Raw genomic sequence first — 20,577 nt, 5'->3', positions numbered from 1 at the left:
CGGAGACGGGAGGCGGGGGAATGAAGATGCTAAGCAGGGATGAGAACAGTCTGAGTCTTCCCTCTAGATCAGCTGTGAAGTCAGCGGCAGTGATGACCATGATCTGCGGCGCAGCAGTGATTCTGCCGCTGCTGATCGGCTTCGCCAGTGCGAAGCTCAGCTCATCAAACAGTCTGCAGGGAGTGATACTGGCAGGAATCCTCTTCCCGGCCTTCCTGCTGGCGCTGCTGAATACACGGATGCTGATTCCTTACACGCTGCTGATCTGGGCGGTTGCCCCGGAGCTGCGGCGGATCGCAGACTGGTATGAAGGGGTGTATCACTCCGTATCACTGCTGAGTCTGGCTCCCCTGCTCACCGGAGCTACCTTAGCCATTCCGGTGCTGAAGGAGATTCACAAGATCCGCAAATCCTCTACCCGGATCCTTCTGCTGTTCTCCATTGCGCTGGCCTACGGCGCGATGATTGGCCTCGCGAAGAACGGCATTGGCTCGGTATACGATCTGGCGAATTATATCGTTCCACTGCTGCTGATTCCGTTCTTCGCGGTAACCCAGTACAAACCGAAGGATATCGACCGGCTGCTGTACGCTTTTGCGAATATCGCCGTGCTGGTTGCAGCATATGGAATTGTACAGTATCTGACGGTTCCCCCGTGGGACGCCTTCTGGATGCGGAACGCGGATATGATGTCCATCGGCACACCGTATCCCCTGGAGATCCGGGTGTTCTCCACTCTGAATTCTCCGGGCCCGGCGGCAACCTTCCTGGTCTTCGCACTGGTCCCGATGATTCTGGAGAAAAGATGGCAGGGGACACTGCGCTGGATCGGTGTTCTGCTCGTAGTAGTCTGCCTGCTGACTACGCTGGTGCGTTCCGCATGGCTGGTCCTGCTGGTGATGCTGCTGGTGTACATTGCCTCCTCTCCGTCCAAAGGCAAATGGAAAACCCTGCTGCAGCTTGGATTCGTGGCAGCCGCGCTGTTCACGATTGTTCCCAAGCTGCCGGGGGCAGAGGGGCTGGTCGCCCGGATGGAGACCCTCACCTCGGTGCAGGAGGATCATTCCTACAATGAACGTCTCAGCCTCTGGACGAACATGCTGCCGATGGTGGCAGGTAATCCGGTCGGGCAGGGTATCGGCAGTGTAGGACAGGGGACGAAGATCGGCAACGGCGGGGAGCTTGGTGAATACGGGAACATGGATAACGGTGTGATCGCACTGCTGCTTACCTTCGGAGTACTCGGCGCATTGTTCTTTTTCGGAGCCCTGGGGGCCGTCATTAAAGAGATTGCCGTCAGAGTAACCAGCAAGGATCATCTTCAGCCTTATGCCCGCCTGTCGCTGGCGGCATGGATGGGGGCTGTGGTAAGTCTGGTATCGGATAACGGATTTCCGGGCCTTAAGGGTTATCTGATCTGGATGCTGATCGGACTCGGACTCAGTGCCAAAGAGATTACTCAGAGCAGAAAGAAGGGTATACCACATGCAGCAGTTGAACGCAAAATCACTTCCCGCTAGTACAGTCTGGTCCTCCCTCCGGCGCTTCACGAAGAGTAAGGACAATAGCTCGGCTGCCGTCAAAACAATGTTCGTCAGCGTACTGATTCTGCTGGTCAATATGCTGACCGGCGTGCTGACCGCGCGGTATCTCGGCCCGACAGGTCGGGGGGAACAGACCGCTATGGTGAACTGGTCACAATTCCTGGCGTTCAGCATGAGCTTCGGTATCCCCTCGGCACTGATCTACAACGCCAAGAAAAACCCGGATGAAGCCGGGGTGCTGTACAGGGTGGCGCTGCTGATCGGACTTGTGTTCGGAACCATGGCCATGATCATCGGAATTATTGTTCTCCCGTATTGGCTGAAGTCCTTCAGCCATGATGTTGTGGTCTTCGCCCAGTGGTCGATGATCCTGTGTCCGCTGATTGTGGTCTCACAGGTCAATAATGCGGCGTTCCAGTTCAGAGGCGATTACAAAACCTTCAACTGGCTGCGTTATCTGATTCCCCTGCTGACGCTGGCCGCGATTGGGATACTCATCCTGACCGGACACATGAATCCTTATACAACAGCGCTGGCCTATCTGGTCCCGTCGGTTCCGCTGTTCATCGGAATGACGGTCTCGCTGCTCCGCACCTACAAAGTAAAGCTGCGGGATGCCTATCTTAACTTCAAAAGATTGTTTACTTACGGTATGGGCTCCTATGGTAATGACCTGCTTGGACAGTTCTCTTATTACATAGACCAGATCATTATTGCCGGGCTGCTCCGGCCGGCCGATCTGGGGCTCTATGCGGTTGCGGTAAGCTTGTCGCGAATGGTCAACTTCTTTTCCAATTCGATTACGGTGGTCCTGTTCCCCAAAGCCTCCGAGATGTCGAAGGACGAAGCGGTAGCCCTTACCTTCAAGGCTTTCCGGATCAGTACTACCTGTACTCTGCTAGGCGCAGTGTTCCTGATGCTGGTTGCCCCGTTCGTCATCCCTCTGCTCTACGGCAAGGATTTCAATACGGCGCTTACCGTGTTCCGCCTGCTGCTGCTGGAAGTGACCATCAGCGGAGGGACGCTGATTCTGGCCCAGGTGTTCATGGCGCTGGGCAAGCCGAAGTTCGTATCCATCCTTCAGGGAGTCGGCCTCATCCTCGTGATTCCGCTGCTCTTCCTGCTGGTGCCGAAGTTCGGATTGTTCGGAGCCGGAGTGGCCATGCTCTCCTCGGCAGTGCTGCGGTTCCTGTTCATTATTCTTAATATCAGATACAACCTGAAGGTTAAGCTTCCGCGGCTGCTTATTAACGCCCAGGACCTTCAGTGGCTGAAGACGACGATGAATTCGTATATTCGCAAGAAACCTATGGATGTGTAAGCAAGGCAGCGAACAGTGTAACTTGTGAGCTACGTTTTGCTTAATAACAAAATGAACGGCGCTTGAGGAATGGCAAGGAAATTTGGAGCTGTAGAAGCGTTAGCGTTCGCCTTTGTCTTCTGATTTCTACCGCTACCGCGGTCCTAATCAGGAAATCAGAAGACAACAGCGATCGGAAGCCCAAATCTTCCTGAAAATGACGATGCGCCGCTCATAAACGGCAAAGGAGGATACCTTCATGGATTCAATGACAAGCGTGCTTGGCGGCCGGGGGAGTTACCCGATATCGGCGGTCATCATTGCTCAGGATGACGAAGTTCGAATCTCCGCAGCAATTCAGTCCTGCCGGTTGTTCGCCGACGAGGTGGTTGTAATCGACGGGGGCAGCAAAGACGGGACGGTCCAGCTGTCCGAGAGCCTGGGATGCCGGGTGTACGTTAACCCATGGCCCGGATACGCGAAGCAAAGGGAATTCGGAGTGGAACGCGCCGTCCATGATTGGGTCTTCCTGATTGATACCGACGAAGTGGTCAGTGAAGAGCTGGCGCGGGATATTCTGGAGCGCAAGCCGGGACTTACGGATGCTACCGTAGCGTTCTCGCTATACCGGATTGGTGATTTTCTCGGCAAATGGCTGGATAAGGGTGAGTACCTGGTGCGGCTGTATAACCGCAAGGAGTACGGCATCCGCAACAGCCTGGTGCATGAGATGCCCGAGGTATCCGAGGAACGGACGGTGAAGCTGAACGGAACGCTGTGGCATCAAGGCTTCCGCAGCATCAACGACCACGTGGCCCGGTTCAACAAATACACGGATCTGGAAGCGCAAAGCGCCTTTGAAAGCGGCAAGCCGTTCAAATTGAGCCACCTGCTGCTGCGGCCGCCGGCACGTTTCCTGCAGAAGTATTTCGTGCACGGATTATTCAAAAAAGGAATTTCAGGCTTCGCGGTATCGATATTCTGGGTGATGTATGAATTCATGGTCGGCTTCAAGCATTACGAATTACACAGCTCCGGCAAGCTGACCCGGCATAATGCCATGGGCCAGGCCGACAAGGAGAACAAAGGGGAGAGAAGCTATGTCGTACAATGACGGATTGAACATTATGACGACCGGCCTCAGCTGGCCCTCGTTACAGCCCGGAGGACTGAACACCTATTTCAAATCCGTATGTGAGCAGCTCTCCTCACGGAACCAGGTGCATGCCCTGATCTGTAGTCAGGAGACACCTGCTACCCCGAAGGAACTGATCATCCACAACGCCGGTGATCCCAAGGAGACGATCTGGAAACGCAAGGATGCCTTCCAGCGCAAGGCGGCGGACCTGATGGGAGACGGCAGCGGGCGGATTGATATCCTCTATACCCACTTCGCACCTTACGGCATCGGGCCGGCGATAGAAGCGAAGAAGCGGGGCATTCCGGTGGTTATGACCTTCCACGGCCCCTGGAATGAAGAGATGAAGATCGAAGGTCAAGGCATCAGGCACAAGGTGAAAACAACGATTGCCAAATCGATTGAACATAAGGCTTACAAGCTGGCAGACAAATTCATTGTCCTGAGCGAATACTTCCGGGGTATGCTGCATGATCTGCACGGGGTGCCGCTGCACAAGATCATCGTCATTCCGGGTGCGGCTAATGTGGAACGGTTCGTGCCTTCCACCAACCGGCTGGCGATCCGGCGGACACTGAATCTGCCGGAAGGTGCAACTACCGTGCTGACGGTCCGGCGGCTGATGAACCGGATGGGGCTGCTGCAGCTGCTCGAAGCCTGGAAGCAGGTTGCCGAGCGGTTCCCGAACGCAATTCTGCTGATCGGGGGCAAAGGCCCGCTGCGCGGTGAGCTCGAAGAGAAAATAGCCGATTACGGACTGGGCAACAAGGTCCGGCTCCTGGGCTATATTCCCGATCATGAGCTGGCCTCCTATTATCAGGCGGCGGATATGTTCGTCGTTCCTTCGCAGGCGCTGGAAGGCTTCGGCCTGATCACCGTGGAGGCGCTGGCCTCCGGCCTTCCGGTAATGGCGACTCCGGTCGGCGGCAACAAGGAGATTCTGCAGGGCTTCCGGCCGGAGCTGCTGTTCAAGAGTGCAGGCAGCGACGATATGGCAGAAGGCATGATTCATATGCTGAGCAACCGCAAGCTGCTGCCGGGCCGTGACGAATGCCGGAATCATGTGCTGGAGAAATATACCTGGCAGCATGTAGGCGATCAAGTGGAGTCCGTATTCCTCGAAACTTTGGGAAAGGGTGTGAGCGTAGGATGATCAAAGTCGCTTATATTGATCACACCGCCAAATGGAGCGGCGGAGAGGTTGCCTTGTTCAACATTCTCACCAACATCGGTGAACAGATTAGCCCGCTGGTGATTCTGGCGGAAGAAGGCACTTTGGCCGAACGGCTGCGGGAGAAGGGCATTGATGTTCGCATTATCCCGCTGGATGAGAGCATCCGCAGCCGCGGACGCAATGCCGTGAACCTCGGCGCCCCGGCGGCTGCAATGAAGCTGCTGGCCTACGGCCGTAAGCTCGCTCCGCTGCTCAAAGAGGAGAAGGTCGATTGCGTGCATACCAATTCGCTGAAATCGGCATTTTACGGAGCGGTGGCTGCCAAAAAAGCCGGAGTGCCCCTGATCTGGCATATCCGGGACCATATCGGAGCCCCGTACCTGAAGCCGGTTGTCGCCAAGGCGATCCGGCTGCTGTCACGCCTGCTGCCGAACGGCGTCATCGCCAATTCCCATTCCACGCTGAATGCGCTGGAGCTGCCGCGGTCGAAGAAGACGTTGGTTGTTTACTCCGCTTTTGCCAAAGCGATCGGTGAAGGGATAGGCAAGCGGGACCAGAAGGACTTCAACGTCCTGCTGGTGGGACGTCTGGCTCACTGGAAAGGCCAGCATATTGTACTGGAAGCCGCCAAGGCCTTCAAGCATGACAGCCGGGTGAAGTTCTGGCTTGCCGGAGACGCGCTGTTCGGGGAAGAGGAATACAAACAGGAATTAATTCAGCAGATGCAGCAAGGCAACATTACCAATGTCAGCCTGCTGGGTCATGTAGATGATATACAAGGACTTATGAACAAAGCCGATTTACTGATTCACACGTCGATCACCCCCGAGCCGTTTGGCCAGGTCATCGTCGAAGGTATGGCGGCTGGACTGCCGGTGATTGCCTCCAATGAAGGCGGACCGGTTGAGATTGTAGTTCCTGGCGTAACAGGAATGCTGATCCAGCCGGGAGATGCTACTGTACTTGCAGACTCCATCACCTGGATGCTGAACCATCCCGAAGAGCGTAGACGGATGGCGGATAATGGAATGAAACGGGTGAAAGAGCACTTTGTCATCGAGAATACGGTCAAGGATATCGTCGCTTACTACAAAGGTTTGCTGGCGGTTACCTGACCCTCGTACTTGGACAATGCTTAAGACTTGCTTCACTATCCGTTTCTACCATGCGTTCACTGCTTGATGATGCTGCTCCATAAAACTTTGAGGATGATTCACATGAAAATTGCGATAGCGCACGATTACTTAATCCAAATGGGCGGAGCGGAAAGAGTGGTGGAGGTTTTTCATCACATGTATCCGGATGCTCCGATCTTCACAACGGTTTTTAACGGAAGCCGCCTGACCGATAACCTCAAAGATGCGGATATCCGGGCCTCCTGGCTGCAGAAAATCCCCGGCGTGAAGCGGAATTTCAAAGGGGTGCTGCCGCTCTATCCCATGGCCGTCCGCGATTTGGACTTCAGCGGGTATGATATCGTCCTTAGCTCCAGCAGTGCTTTTATGAAAAGCATCCAGGTGCCCGAGTCTACATTTCATCTGTGTTACTGCCATACCCCCATGCGGTTCGCCTGGGATTATGACACTTACATGGAGCGGCAGTCGAATTCCGGATTATTCAAAAGACTGCTCAAGGTGTATATGCAGCGGCTGAAGAACTGGGACCAGCGTACCTCCAAAAATGTAAATCAGTTCGTAGCCAACTCCTCCGTCGTGAAGACGCGGATTCAGAATTATTACCACCGGGATTCCGATGTGATCTTCCCGCCGATCAATACAGCGCGCTTCACCAGCTCCCCTACCATTGGAGATTACTATCTGATCGTATCCCGGCTGGTTTCCTACAAGCGGATCGATCTGGCAGTAGAGGCGTTCAACCGTAACGGTGTAAAGCTGTACATCGTGGGAGACGGGCCGGACCGCAAGCGTCTGGAAGGCATGGCTAAGGATAATATCTCTTTCCTGGGCCGGCTGGAGGATGAAGAAGTGACTGGACTGATGTCGCAGTGCCGGGCTTTTGTTTTTCCCGGAGAAGAGGATTTCGGCATTACGCCCCTGGAGGCGAATGCAGCAGGTAGACCGGTCATCGCCTATCAGGCCGGAGGAGCGCTGGACACGATTATTCCTTACGTCAACGGCGTGTTCTTCCAGCACCAGGAAGTTGATGATCTGCTCCAGGCCATAGATGAAGCAGAATCCTATGCGTGGGATATCGAGCAGATTATGGGCCATGCACGTAAATTTGATGAGCAGGCGTTTATGGTCCAGTTCAAGCAGTATGTGGAACAGGCCTACGTCAATTTCCTAAAAGGAGGATGATTGTATGAAACTCGCAGTAATCGGTACCGGATATGTAGGTCTTGTCTCAGGTGTCTGCTTCACCCTTAACGGAAATCATGTCATCTGTGTGGATAAGGATGAGGCGAAGATCGAGAAGCTGAACCGGATGGAATCCCCAATCTATGAGCCGGGTATTGAGGCACTGATCGAAATGAATCTCCGTGAGGGCAGGCTGAGCTTCTCGGCCGATCTTAAGGATTCGGTCCGCCGCTCCGACATCGTCATCCTTGCCGTAGGGACCCCCTCACTGCCGGGCGGTGAAGCGGATCTAAGATATATCGAAGGGGCAGCCATTGAAATTGCGCAGGCAATGGAAGGCTACAAGGTCATCATGACCAAGTCAACCGTACCCGTAGGCACCAATGAGAAAATCCGCAATTTGATCGCTTCGCACACGAATCATCCCTTCGACATTGTCTCCGCCCCTGAGTTCCTCCGTGAAGGCTCCGCGATCCGCGATACGCTGCATCCCGACCGGATCGTGATCGGACTCGATAATCCTGAGCTTGAGCCGATGATGCGCCAGCTTCATCAGGGCTTCACAGACAATGTGTTCGTCACGGATATCCGCAGCGCCGAGATGATTAAATATGCGTCAAATGCATTCCTGGCTACTAAAATATCGTTCATTAACGAAATCGCCAATATTTGCGAAAAAGTGGGAGCTGATGTAACCGAGGTGGCCGAGGGCATGGGAATGGACCGGAGAATCGGATCTACCTTCCTGCAGGCCGGTATCGGTTATGGAGGCTCCTGTTTCCCGAAAGACACCAATGCGCTGATCCAGATTGCCGGTAACGTGGATTACGAGTTCAAGCTGCTGAAATCGGTGGTCGAGGTCAATAAAGGCCAGCGCTTCATGATCATCTCCAAGCTCCATGAATCGCTGGGCAGCCTGCGCGGCGCAGTCATCGGCATCTGGGGCCTCGCCTTCAAGCCGAACACTGATGATGTCCGCGAGGCGCCTGCCCGTGAAATCGTTGAAGCGCTGGTAGCCGAAGGCGCCACGGTGAAGCTCTATGATCCGATTGCCGCCGAGAATTTCCGGGCGCAATATGATCACCCGCAGCTTCGCTGGTGCGGGCTGGCGGAAGAGGCTGCCGAAGGCAGCGATGCGGTATGCCTCCTGACCGACTGGAGCCAGTTCAAGGATATCGACCTGCATCTGCTGGCGAAGAGCATGCGCCGTCAGGTGTTGATCGACGGCCGCAATGTCTATAGCAAAGAGCAGATCGAAGGAACCGGCCTGGAGTATCATTCTGTCGGACGCCCGCAGATGGGCGGCCTTAGCGGATTCTCCGCCAGCGTTGCTGGCGCGGTCTAAGCTCTTGGTCTATCAGTGATCCCGCAGCCTCCCACTGAAAGTGTGATGCACGGGGAAATTAGAGGGAAAAACCCTTCTAATTCCGCTGAAAGTAAGCTGTATGGGGAAATTAAAGGGATAATTCCCTCTGATTCCGCCGAAAGTGTGCTGTACGGGGAAATTAAGGGGAAAAATCCCTCTAATTCCGTCAAAAGTGTGCTGTACGGGGAAATTAAGGGGAAAAACCCCTCTAATTCCGCCGAAAGTGTGCTGTACGGGGAAATTAAGGGATAAATTCCTCTGAATGCACCGGATGTGGGCCAATGGAGGAAATGAGGGGCATTAGTGCTCTTGATTCCACCGCCGCGTAAGTGAACGTAAAACCTTGGAACAAGAGTGTTATGTTTCCCCTTCGCTGCTACAGCGAGCGGAAATCCCTTGGAACAAGATGCATTTAATCCCTTAAATCTCTCACCGCCGCATAGTTGAGCGGCGCCGCCTTGGAACAAGCGTGAATGGCTTTGTCCCCGCAAAAGCAGGCGGGGCAGCCGCAGGTTCAATTGCCGCAACAACAAGCGGCAGCAGCTGATTCAATTGCCGCTCAACCAAGCGGCAATAGCCGGATCTTTAGCCGGGAGCTTCGCCTGCGGGCGAAGCGAATAAGCCAGCTGTTATGTAATGGAACGGAGAGGAATTTTGGAACTGTAGGAGCGTTAGCGTCCGCCTTTGTCTCCGGATTTCTACCGCGATAAGCGGTTTAAATCAGGAAATCCGGAGACAACAGCGGCCGAAAGTCCAAACATTCCTTGCAGTGACCCTCATAACAGCCGCTTTTAGGCTTAAGCAAACGCAGCCAGCTCCCAATAACAATCCGATATTTTCGCGACATCATATAAACTTAGGAGGGTTCACTTATGAAACTAGTACTTCTATCAGGCGGTTCTGGTAAACGGCTCTGGCCTTTGTCCAATGATTCACGTTCGAAGCAATTTCTGAAAGTACTGGAAAGCCCGGCAGGTGAACCGGAATCCATGGTACAGCGGGTATGGAGACAGCTGCAGGAGACAGGGATGGCGGAATCGTCCTACCTGGCTACCGGCCGCAGCCAGGTAGAGATGATTCAGAGCCAGCTGGGCAGCGGGGTGCCGATTATCGTTGAGCCGGAGCGGCGCGATACCTTCCCTGCCATCGCACTGACAGCAGCTTATCTGTATTCGGTCGCCGGTGTTTCACCAAGCGAGACGGTAGCCATCCTGCCCGTCGATCCTTATGTGGAGTCGTCCTTCTTCGAAACCGTTCTGCAGCTGGAGAGCACGATGCTGGAGAGCGGCGCCAATCTGGCGCTGATGGGCGTAGTTCCGGAGCATGCTTCCGAGAAATACGGCTATATCATTCCTACCAGCGCCGAAGCGGGGGCGAGCGGGTATCTGCAGGTGAGCCACTTCCAGGAGAAGCCGGACCGCAAGCAGGCTGAGGAGCTGATCAGCCGGAACGCGCTCTGGAACTGCGGCGTGTTTGCTTTCCGTCTAGGTTATCTGCTGGATATTCTGCAGCGCAAAGGACTGCCGCTGAACTATGAGGAACTGCAGAAGCAGTATAAACTGCTGGCTTCCATCAGTTTTGATTACGAAGTGGTGGAAAAAGAAGAGAATATCGTGGTTCAGCCTTACGCCGGATTCTGGAAGGATCTGGGCACTTGGAACACGCTGACTGAAGAAATGACCAGCAATCATGTCGGCAAAGGCTTCGTCACTGCAGATTCCGAAGGCACCTGCCTGATCAACGAGCTGGACATTCCGATCACCGTGATCGGAGCGAAGGATCTGATTATCGCCGCCAGCCCGGACGGAATTCTGGTTACGCACAAGGCGGAGAGCCCGCGCATTAAAGAAGTGCTGAAATCTTTTGAACAAAGACCGATGTACGAAGAACGCCGCTGGGGCCACTACAAGGTAATTGATTATGTGAAATATGCGGAAGGCAATGAGGTGCTGACGAAGCGAATCTTTATCTCTGAAGGTAAAAATATCAGCTATCAGCTGCATCACAAACGCAGTGAAATCTGGACCATTGTCAGCGGTGAAGCCAGCATTGTGCTCAATGAGAAAATGCATAATGTGAAGGCGGGGGATGTCGTACGGATTCCGGAAGGCACCAAGCATGCGATCCTGGCATTGACAGATATGGAATTTATCGAAGTGCAGACCGGCTCTGAGCTGGTGGAGGAAGATAACATCCGAATCACCTTGGATTGGGAAGATATCGCCTTGCAGCAATTCATTTCATAGGTCTAATCTATCTATATAACCAATTGTTACAAATCCAAAACAGGTATTAAGAACCATTTATTAAGAAAATTTCATTTTTGCTCTAAATTAAAACTAAATAGGGACGATACTTACGGTAAGAGGGATTAATCCTTCCAATACGACAAAGGCAAACCTAATCGAAAGATAGGGACGCAAAGCTATAGGGCCTTCGCAAGAGTGGCAGCCTGGCTACCGAAAGGAAGATGGATTTTGATAACTTACCGTAAGTCTCGTTTGCTGTGCACTGTGCTGTCTCTGGCCCTTTTATTGACTGCAGTACCTCTGGGACTCGGCGGAATGCCTTCATCTGCAGAAGCTGCATCTAGTTCCAAAGCGCCCGTTAATCCGGAGGCTTCAACCGAAGCAGTCAGATTGCTGGATGATCTGTATTCTATCACTGGAAAAGGCATTATTACCGGCCAACATGACTATCTGGAAAGTCCGGACGAATTCAGCAACAAGCTGAAAGGAACCAGCGGACAATATGCTGCTCTTCACGGCTATGAACTGGGCGTAATCAGCGGGCAATCGGAAAGTACAGCAGCGGCGCAACGCAGAAATGTTGTGAACAGCGCGATCAACTGGTATAAGGGCGGCGGCATTGTAGCCATGACTTTTCATGAGAATCTGCCCGGTACCGCATACCTCTGGTCCAATGTTCAGAAACCGCTGAGCCAGGCGGAATTCAATAAATATATTACTCCGGGTACAACACAGTACACTGCATTGATTGCAGATCTGGACAAAGTGGCAGTTTCACTTAAAAGCCTGCGGGATGCTGGTGTTCCCGTACTCTGGAGACCTTACCACGAAATGAACGGTGACTGGTTCTGGTGGGGGAAGAAAAATAACTTTGCTGCTCTTTGGAATATTATGTATGACCGTTTCGTAAACGTTCATAAATTAAACAACCTGCTGTGGGTATGGAACCCCAATGCACCCAATGCCTGGTCTGATCCTTATGCGCTGACCTACCCGGGGGCTGACAAGGTGGATGTACTCGCGGCAGATATATATGAGAACGATTATATGAATAAATATCATGACAGCCTGCTCGCACTTGCGAATGGCAAACCGATTGCCATTGGCGAGAATGGACAAATGCCAAGCACAGCAAAGCTGCAACTCTCACAGAAAAATTGGGTATATATGATGAGCTGGGGAAAAATGCTGTATGAAACCAACACAGTTGCTACCATCAAAGGTTTCATGAGCGACAGCTATACTGTGACCCGGGACGATTATAAAGCAGGCACATTTGCTACGGCGACGCCGAAACCAACAGCAACAGCAACACCAACGCCAGTACCAACAGCAACACCAACGCCGGTACCAACAGCAACGCCAACGCCGGTACCGACAGCAACACCAACGCCGGTACCGACAGCAACACCAACGCCGGTACCAACAGCAACGCCAACGCCGGTACCGACAGCAACACCAACGCCGGTACCGACAGCAACGCCAGCGCCGGTACCGACAGCAATGCCGATACCAGTGCTGACGCCGCCCCCTGCTTCCAATGATACTGTGACGGCCCCCGTCGTTCAGAATGGTCTTCAGGGGGAATACTACAAGAACATGACGCTTTCGGGCACTCCGGTTCTGGTCCGGAATGATGCGCTGCTGAACTTTAACTGGCGCCAGGCAGCGCCGGATGCCAAGCTCGGAGTGGATAGCTTCTCCATCCGCTGGACGGGTCAGATCAAACCGTCTTTCAGTGAAACCTATCAGATTATCACTACCTCCGATGACGGTATCCGCGTCTATATTGACGGCACAGCTGTAATCGACAGCTGGACCAAACAGAGTGGTACCGAGCGTACAGGAAGCATAACTCTGCAAGCAGGCCGGCTCTATGATATCAAAGTGGAGTATTACGAGAATGCCGGCGATGCCAATATCCGCCTGATGTGGCAGAGTCCAAGCCAGGCGAAGGCAACTGTCCCTACAAGTGCGTTATTTGTGAACACGGCTGCTTCTTCAGCCAGCAAAGCAGCTTTGGATGCTCCGGCTGTGACTGCAACACCAGTACCAACAGCAACGCCGTTACCAGTATCAACACCAACACCGGTGCCAACAGCAACGCCGACAGTGGCACCAACGCCAACAGCTGCACCAACGCCGACAGTGGCACCAACGCCAACAGCGGCACCAACGCCGACAGCGGCACCAACGCCGACAGCGGCACCAACGCCGACAGCGGCACCAACGCCAACAGCGGTACCGACGCCGGCAGAAGCTCCATTACCGGAGAATCTTACGGCCGAGGCTCCTGCGGCGAATGGGCTGGTTGCGGAATATTTCAATAATATGACGTTGTCTGGTGCTCCGGCAGTGGTACGTACCGATGCAGTGCTTGACTTCAACTGGCGTCAAGGCACGCCGGATGCCGCAATCGGCATAGATTTCTTCTCTGTACGCTGGAGCGGTAAGCTCAAGCCGCTATACACTGAGACTTATCAGATTTATACCACTTCAGATGACGGCATCCGCGTACGGATCAATGGTGAGCTTGTGATCGACAGCTGGATGAAGCAGAGCGGGACCGAACGCACAGGAAGCATAAGCCTGACAGCCGGTCAGCTATATGATATTCAAGTGGAGTACTATGAGAATCAAGGAGATGCCAGAGCACGCCTGATGTGGGAGAGTTCGAGCCAAGTTAAGGCAACGGTTCCCGCGAGCGCACTGTTTCTCCCTTCCGCTTCCTAAGTTCATACCCCCGCAGCTGTATTCATTATTGGCGCTGATACTGGTTAAGACGTTACAATTCTAAATCCTATAAAGTCCAATCTTAATGGCCCTGCTATTAGCAGGGCTACTAAGCTATAGACCATCCGGTTAATTCATTGCAGCCTCTTAACAGAGAACTGCATACCTGCACGCCTAAGGCGGCAGTGAAACCCGGGGAAAGGAGATTATATTGAACACTTACCGTAAGTACAGGCTATATACAACAATTATTCCAATTATCCTTATCCTTTCACTTCTGCCATGGGGGGAGGCGCGCAGTCTTCCCGTAGCACGCCCCGTAAACACTCCTGCCGCTTCCATCCAACCCGTTAATCCCTCCGCTTCCAAGGAAGCTGCTGCACTGCTCAGCTATCTGTCCGATCTCAGCGGCAAAGGTATGATCTCCGGCCAGCATGATTATCTGGAGAGCCCCGATGAATTCAATAATAAGCTTAAAAATGCAAGCGGACAGTATGCCGTTCTGCACGGCTACGAGCTGGGAGCTATTAACAACCAGTCCAAGGAGACCATTGCCAGGCAGCGTCAGGCTGTCGTAGACAGTGCCATTAAGTGGCACAAAGGCGGAGGCATTGTGGCGATGACCTTCCATCAGAATCTGCCGGGAACCTCTCCCGAATGGGCTAATGTGAAAATGAATCTGAGCCAGGATAAATTTGACGCCTATGTTACTCCGGGAACCCCGCAGTACAAAGCTCTAATCGCCGAGCTGGATGAGGTAGCCGGGTACTTGGGTGAACTGCGGGATGCCGGAGTTCCGGTTTTATGGCGTCCATATCACGAAATGAACGGCAACTGGTTCTGGTGGGGGCAAAAGGATAACTTTGCCCAGCTGTGGGATATAGTGTACGACCGTATGGTGAACACGCATAAGCTGAATAATCTGCTGTGGGTATGGAACCCGAATGCACCGAACGAGTGGGCAAAGGCTTACAGCAATTATTATCCGGGTGCCGCCAAGGTGGATGTACTGGCAGCCGATATTTATAACAATGACTTTAAGCAATCCTATTACGAGAACCTTCTGAAGCTGGCTGACGGCAAACCCATCGGTATCGGGGAGAGCGGAGAGCTTCCAGACCCTGTCATATTGTCTCAAACCCAGAGTAAATGGGTATATACGATGACATGGGGGAAAATGCTGCTCGAGAATAATAATCTCCAGAAAATTCAAAGCTTTATGAGCAATAAGTACACCGTATCACGGGATGATTACAAGCTGGCACTGAGTGCTCAGCTCAACGCACTTACAGCGGTATCTCGCAACGGTCTCAAGGGGCAGTATTTCGGCAATACGGAGCTGTCCGGCAAACCGCTGCTTACCCGGAATGACAACAGGATTGACTTCAACTGGCATGGGGATTCACCAGCGCCGGGAATCGGCAAGGACTCTTTTTCCGTACGCTGGACCGGTAAGATCAAGCCAGTCTACAGTGAAAAGTATACTTTTACAGCCTCTTCCGATGACGGCATCCGTGTGTGGATCGGCGGCAAGCTGATCATTGACAGCTGGAAGAAGCAAAGCGGTGTCAGCCGGGAGGGAAGTATAACTCTTACAGCCGCAACTGCCTACGATATTAAAGTGGAGTATTATGAGAATCACGGTGACGCAAGCGTCCGTCTGATGTGGCAAAGCCCGCGCCAGAAGCAGGCGGTGATTCCCCAGAACGCGCTGACTCTTCCTTGAGGAATGAAGCTGGTCATCACGAATGCGGCTCTACGGAAACCGGTACATTACAGCCACCCTGGAAGAAAGTGAGGACAAGGGAATGAGGACTAGACTCAAAACAAAGAGAAATAAACCCATTCATCTACTACTAAAATTTGCAGCATTGATCATCTTGTTTCTGTTGTCCGTTTCTGTCTTCGGAGAGGATGGGACAAATAGCGGCGAGGTGGAAGTTGACATGTCGGAATTATCTGCGGCCAAGGATGCGGGTCCCGCAGTTCCGGAGGGGACTGTGCTATGGAAGCTGGGCCAGCATGACGGTTCAGCCGCAGAGTTTACAGCAGTCGGATCAAACGGGGCCAAGGGGGTATTCAGCGTTGCTTCAACCGCAGTGAAGGCGGCGGAGCTTCAGAGTATCCCGTCCGGGCTGCACGGCGCTACCAATCCTGAACTGCGGATTACCTACAAGCTGGATAAGATCCCGGTTAACGGGGTCTTATTTCGTGTCAGCATCCTTGATGCCTACAAATCCGTACCGCAGATGAGCGTATTCTCTAACCGGCAGCTGTCAGGGATTATTCAGATTGCCGGTGTGGACGGTACGGACAGTAAATACGATTTCCGCAAAACCTATGAGCTGTACATTCCCAAAGAACAGCTCATCAGCGGAACCAACGAGCTGACGCTGCGGGCAGCGCGCGGGATCTATTCCTCCGCTGCGGAGGATAAGTATAACTGGTGGACATGGGATAACCTTAGTCTGAAAGCACTGAAGACTCCGGTCAAGGAGCCGATTCACGGGAGCTATACGCTGACCGGAACCATGGTCAACAACAAACAGTTCTATTTTGACAAAGGTGCAGTTACGCATTTGCCTTATATTATGAAATGGCTGGGTTTAGCCTACAGCGGCAACATTATGCGGACCAGCTGTGCCAGCGATGTAGGCAGATCCTGTGAGAATATGGGAGAGTACTACGAGGTCCTGAAGGATTATAATATGCAGGCTGTTGCCCTCTATCTGTACACGGGTGATATCAAGCTCAAGGAAGACGGTTCACTGCCGGATGATGCGGAGAAGAAGCTGACCGATTATTTCAAGCAGTACGGCCAGTATTTCCAGTATTATGAGGTGGATAATGAGCCCGGACTGTTCAACCGTTCCAAAGCAGTCAATCTGGCGATAGCCGACTGGCTGAATAAGAAAGGCAAGACGATCGCACCGCATCTGCAGACGGTGGCCCCGGGCTGGGCATACTGGCCGGGTTACAGCGAAGATTCCTGTGGTAATCAGAAGGGGACGCTTAAGCAGTGCGGAGATCCGGACGGCTGGGAACGGGACCCGGAGCAGCGGAACGAGCTGGAGGAAGTAACGGATTTGACCAATGGGCATTCCTATGGTGAATCCTACATTTTCAGCAATGGAGGCAGCTTTACAGAGAACCTGAAGACCTTTGGGGGAGCTGTAGACGGTCTCAGCAAAAAAATGCTCACCACCGAATTCGGCACCTCGGATTCTCATGTGGATGCCTATCAATACGGCGCGTCCGAGCGGACTGCGGCGGTGTTTGACCGGATTATGCGGGGGCATATCGGATATGCCGATATGTTTGTGCAGCATGCCGCTTTCTTCAAGAACTTCAGTCTGTTCAAGTACGGCTTCAACCTGGAGGAACATGATCCGGGAGCTACAGAGATTTATTATACCAAAGAAGGTGAAGACTCACGCGTAAGTATTATGCGCCGGCTGGATTTGGCTTATGCCACACACGGGGCGCCGCTGAGCTACCAGATTACGAACAAAGATGATTTGGCTGACAAACTGGTGTATGTGCGGGCGGTAGACACTTCCACCCTTGAGCCTCTGGCAGGCAGCGGAGCCACATCCAACAAACTGCTTGTGAACTTTGTCAATTTCGAAGAAACCGAGCAGACGGTTAAAGTGAAGGTGACCATGCCGGAGAAGACCGTATATGAGGGTGAACGCTTTGGCCGCGGAGATACTTATGAAGAGGCACGCAGCTATATGTCGGGCAGGAATGCTACGCCTGTGCTGGAATTCACCGAAACGCTGGCTCCGGGTGAGGCGGTGCAGTATATTCTGCAGCCCTCTTCCGAAGTAGCGGATGTGGCGCCGCAAGGCTTCAAGGCCGCGGCAGTCAAAGGGCTGTCGATGCATCTGAGCTGGCTGGAGGCTCCCGGGGCAAGCTATGAAGTGCTCCGGGCCGACGGCCCGGGCAGTGAACTGAAAGTGATTGCGGCAGGTGTGCAGAGCACAGAGTACACTGACAGCAAACTGCAGGAGGGCACATTGTATACTTATGCGGTAAGAGTGTCAGGCTCTGGCGTCATGTCGGAGAAGACGCAGATTACAGCAACCGGACTCGTCCCGCTGGACCGGACCGGCTGGAAGGTTACGTCTAATGTGAACACGGCAGCCTCGAAGCCGGAGAGTGCCATTGACGGGGACCGGCGCACACGCTGGGATACCGGTAAACACCAGGCATCAGGTGAATACTTCCAGATTGATTTAGGTGCAGTACATGCAATAGAAGCCATAGAGCTGATTTATACTTTATCGTCGTATGATTATCCGCGGGGATATACCGTCCAGGTATCCGATGATGCCAAGAGCTGGACACAGGTAGCATCCGGCAAAGGGAAGCTGGAGTTGACAAGAATTGCTTTTTCCCAGGTCCAAACCCGTTATATCCGCATACAGCAGACAGGTTCCGGAGGCAACTATTGGTCGATTCAGGAGCTGCAGGTGTATTCAAGAGAATAAAGGACGGCATAATAAGCTCCGTGGATTTAAGAAGCCACCGGGGTTTTTTGCTGCGAAGTATGAATGGGAAAGGGGTGAACCGGATCGATGACTCATCTTGCAGATCAAATTATTCTGCTGCTGGCGGCTTTGCTGCTGGTAGGCGTGCTGTCCACCAAATTCTCCACCCGTTTTGGAATGCCCGCACTGGTTCTGTTTATCGCTGCCGGGATGGTGCTCAGCCATTTCATTTATTTCAACAATGCTTCATTAACACAGATCGCCGGGATTTTTGCGCTTGTGGTTATTCTGTTTGAAGGCGGAATGCAGACGAGTATGAAGGATATCCGTCCGGTCATGAAGCCGGCGCTGTCGCTGGCTACGGCAGGTGTGCTTGTGACAACGGGGGTTGTCGGTGTTTTTGCCAGATTTATATTAGGCGTGCCGTGGGCGGAGAGCTTCCTGTTCGGGGCGATTGTCGGTTCGACGGATGCGGCTGCGGTGTTCTCAGTACTGGGCGGCAAAAACATTGATAAACGCCTGACCTCTACACTCGAAGCAGAATCAGGCAGCAACGATCCGATGGCGGTATTCCTCACCGTCTCCCTGATAGAATGGATACAGCATCCTGATACTGCAATCTGGAGTCTGGTGCTCTCCTTCTTCTGGGAGATGGGAATTGGTCTCCTGCTGGGGATTCTTATCGGTAAGCTGGCTACATATCTGATCAACCGGATCAATCTGGACTCCACCGGGCTGTACCCGGTGATGGCCATCGGCTTTGCGGTTCTGACCTACGGGGTTTCGGCGATGGTCCACAGCAGCGGTCTGCTTGCCGTCTATGTCATGGGGCTGGTGCTGGGGAACTCCGAGCTGATGTATCACCGTACGATCATGAATTTCAATCACGGCTTTGCCTGGATGATGCAGATTGCCATGTTCATCCTGCTCGGACTGCTGGTCTTTCCCCAGGAGCTGGCGGATATTGCCTGGCAGGGTATACTGCTGTCCGTTATTCTAATGGTAGTAGCAAGACCTGCGGGTGTATTCATCAGTCTGCTGTTTGCCAAGTTCTCCTTCCGCGAAAAGACACTGATCTCCTGGGCCGGACTCAGGGGCGCCGTCCCCATTGTGCTTGCGACCTACCCGCTGCTCGCGGGGCTTCCGCAGGGCCGGCTGTTCTTCAATGTCGTTTTCTTCGTAGTCCTGACCTCGGCGGTCATTCAGGGAACGACCATTTCGCCCTTGGCATCGCGGCTTAGACTGGTAGGACGGGAGGATGCATCCCAGCCGTCGCTGATGGAGCTCGTGGCTCTTGGCAAGACGGATTCCGAATTTAACCACATCGGGATTGACCGGCATATGCCGATTGCCGGGATGCAGATTGCGCAGATCGGGCTGCCGGATGATATCCTGTTCACCGCGATTATCCGCAACAAGAGCATCGTGACGCCGCATGGCAGCACGGTTATTGAACCGGGTGATACAGTATATGTACTCAGCCCCAAGACCAAACGGGACGAGATGCGGGCGATCTTCCGGAGCGGGAAGGGGAAGGCGGCGGAGACAGATATCACATCGGTTTAGGATAAATGTGAGCTTCTCTGCCGGGTGAAGTGATTTGTGTCAATATAGCAGATTTTACAGCATTGTGACCGAAATAATAGGAGGTTCCGAAAGGGGAATGCTAGAATTTGCAGTAACCCTATATCATAAAACAGAGTTGCATTAAGGCGTAATCTGTGTTAAATTGTATATAGATTTAGAATGAGTCTAAATACAATAACAAATAAATACACATCCCAGGAGGTTATTAGAATGAGTACACAAGTTAAAAGCCATACTGAATTGCATGCTGCCCTGAACCGTCAGACAGCGAACTGGACGCTGCTTGGAGTGAAGCTGCATCATTACCACTGGTATGTCAGCGGAGCACAATTCTTCACGCTGCATGAGAAATTTGAAGAGCTGTACAATGAAGCTGCCGGTTATGTGGATGAGCTGGCTGAACGTTTGCTCGCCATTGGCGGACAACCTGCTTCCACAATGACACAATATCTGGCTCTCTCCGGACTGAAGGAAGCAACCGGCGGCGAAAGCGCGAAGGAAATGGTAGCGCAGCTGGTTAAGGACTTCACTGCCGTAGCCGAAGAGCTGAAGCAGGCAATCTCTGCTGCCGAAGAGCTTAGCGACCAGCCTACGGCTGACCTGCTGATCGGTATTAGAACAAGCGTCGAGAAAACATCCTGGATGCTGAACGCTTACCTGGCTTAAACCGTAACA

The 20,577-nt window shown here is 53.1% G+C and carries 13 protein-coding genes and 1 riboswitch; all 13 genes read left to right on the top strand.

Going from position 1 to position 20,577, the window contains the following annotated elements:
- Positions 1-20: 20 nt before the first annotated feature.
- Complete coding sequence (locus tag NYE33_RS34975) at positions 21-1,520, top strand: O-antigen ligase family protein (RefSeq protein WP_042133951.1); 1,500 nt, start codon at positions 21-23, stop codon at positions 1,518-1,520.
- On the top strand, positions 1,486-2,865 hold the full coding sequence (locus tag NYE33_RS34970) for an oligosaccharide flippase family protein (protein ID WP_042133953.1): 1,380 nt from the start codon (positions 1,486-1,488) through the stop codon (positions 2,863-2,865). Before NYE33_RS34975 ends, NYE33_RS34970 begins: the two co-directional genes overlap by 35 nt.
- Positions 2,866-3,103: 238 nt before the next feature.
- Positions 3,104-3,958, top strand: coding sequence for a glycosyltransferase family 2 protein (locus tag NYE33_RS34965; protein ID WP_042133955.1), 855 nt, complete (start codon positions 3,104-3,106; stop codon positions 3,956-3,958).
- Entirely contained in the window at positions 3,945-5,135 is a 1,191-nt protein-coding gene (locus NYE33_RS34960; RefSeq protein ID WP_042133957.1) for a glycosyltransferase family 4 protein, read from the top strand. The genes NYE33_RS34965 and NYE33_RS34960 overlap by 14 nt, the downstream gene beginning before the upstream one ends.
- Positions 5,132-6,271: a glycosyltransferase family 4 protein gene (locus NYE33_RS34955; protein WP_042133960.1), complete on the top strand. Its 1,140-nt coding sequence runs from the start codon at positions 5,132-5,134 to the stop codon at positions 6,269-6,271. The genes NYE33_RS34960 and NYE33_RS34955 overlap by 4 nt, the downstream gene beginning before the upstream one ends.
- A 102-nt stretch (positions 6,272-6,373) precedes the next feature.
- Positions 6,374-7,474 (top strand): glycosyltransferase, encoded by a 1,101-nt coding sequence (locus NYE33_RS34950; RefSeq protein WP_042133962.1) that lies wholly within the window; start codon positions 6,374-6,376, stop codon positions 7,472-7,474.
- 4 nt (positions 7,475-7,478) lie between these two features.
- A complete protein-coding gene (locus tag NYE33_RS34945) occupies positions 7,479-8,819 on the top strand; it encodes a UDP-glucose dehydrogenase family protein (protein WP_042133965.1) in 1,341 nt (446 codons plus the stop codon).
- An 893-nt stretch (positions 8,820-9,712) separates the two neighbouring features.
- Positions 9,713-11,086, top strand: a complete 1,374-nt coding sequence (locus NYE33_RS34940) for a sugar phosphate nucleotidyltransferase (protein ID WP_042133969.1) — start codon at positions 9,713-9,715, stop codon at positions 11,084-11,086.
- 137 nt (positions 11,087-11,223) lie between these two features.
- A riboswitch (cyclic di-GMP riboswitch) is annotated at positions 11,224-11,304 on the top strand.
- A gap of 13 nt (positions 11,305-11,317) precedes the next feature.
- Positions 11,318-13,822, top strand: a complete 2,505-nt coding sequence (locus tag NYE33_RS34935; protein WP_341069909.1) for a PA14 domain-containing protein — start codon at positions 11,318-11,320, stop codon at positions 13,820-13,822.
- A 211-nt stretch (positions 13,823-14,033) separates the two neighbouring features.
- Positions 14,034-15,548 carry a glycosyl hydrolase gene (locus tag NYE33_RS34930; protein ID WP_341069907.1) on the top strand — a complete coding sequence of 505 codons (1,515 nt, stop codon included), beginning with the start codon at positions 14,034-14,036 and terminating at the stop codon, positions 15,546-15,548.
- Between the two features lie 220 nt (positions 15,549-15,768).
- Complete coding sequence (locus tag NYE33_RS34925; RefSeq protein WP_341069906.1) at positions 15,769-18,315, top strand: discoidin domain-containing protein; 2,547 nt, start codon at positions 15,769-15,771, stop codon at positions 18,313-18,315.
- An 87-nt stretch (positions 18,316-18,402) separates the two neighbouring features.
- Entirely contained in the window at positions 18,403-19,881 is a 1,479-nt protein-coding gene (locus NYE33_RS34920; RefSeq protein WP_042133975.1) for a potassium/proton antiporter, read from the top strand.
- A gap of 231 nt (positions 19,882-20,112) precedes the next feature.
- Complete coding sequence (locus NYE33_RS34915; protein ID WP_042133976.1) at positions 20,113-20,568, top strand: Dps family protein; 456 nt, start codon at positions 20,113-20,115, stop codon at positions 20,566-20,568.
- The last annotated feature ends 9 nt before the right edge of the window (positions 20,569-20,577 follow it).

Origin of the sequence: Paenibacillus sp. FSL R10-2199, from assembly GCF_038000235.1 — a bacterium.
Classification (GTDB): domain Bacteria; phylum Bacillota; class Bacilli; order Paenibacillales; family Paenibacillaceae; genus Paenibacillus_AQ; species Paenibacillus_AQ phytohabitans.
The sequence above is the reverse complement of the archived record's forward strand: the minus strand, read 5'-3'. Positions and strand labels throughout refer to the sequence as shown.

Bases quoted from the DNA above. Each gene is read 5' to 3' on its own strand.
- NYE33_RS34975 (WP_042133951.1), top strand. From the start codon at position 21: ATGAAGATGCTAAGCAGGGATGAGAACAGTCTGAGTCTTCCCTCTAGA.
- NYE33_RS34970 (WP_042133953.1), top strand. From the start codon at position 1,486: ATGCAGCAGTTGAACGCAAAATCACTTCCCGCTAGTACAGTCTGGTCC.
- NYE33_RS34965 (WP_042133955.1), top strand. From the start codon at position 3,104: ATGGATTCAATGACAAGCGTGCTTGGCGGCCGGGGGAGTTACCCGATA.
- NYE33_RS34960 (WP_042133957.1), top strand. From the start codon at position 3,945: ATGTCGTACAATGACGGATTGAACATTATGACGACCGGCCTCAGCTGG.
- NYE33_RS34955 (WP_042133960.1), top strand. From the start codon at position 5,132: ATGATCAAAGTCGCTTATATTGATCACACCGCCAAATGGAGCGGCGGA.
- NYE33_RS34950 (WP_042133962.1), top strand. From the start codon at position 6,374: ATGAAAATTGCGATAGCGCACGATTACTTAATCCAAATGGGCGGAGCG.
- NYE33_RS34945 (WP_042133965.1), top strand. From the start codon at position 7,479: ATGAAACTCGCAGTAATCGGTACCGGATATGTAGGTCTTGTCTCAGGT.
- NYE33_RS34940 (WP_042133969.1), top strand. From the start codon at position 9,713: ATGAAACTAGTACTTCTATCAGGCGGTTCTGGTAAACGGCTCTGGCCT.
- NYE33_RS34925 (WP_341069906.1), top strand. From the start codon at position 15,769: ATGTCGGAATTATCTGCGGCCAAGGATGCGGGTCCCGCAGTTCCGGAG.
- NYE33_RS34920 (WP_042133975.1), top strand. From the start codon at position 18,403: ATGACTCATCTTGCAGATCAAATTATTCTGCTGCTGGCGGCTTTGCTG.
- NYE33_RS34915 (WP_042133976.1), top strand. From the start codon at position 20,113: ATGAGTACACAAGTTAAAAGCCATACTGAATTGCATGCTGCCCTGAAC.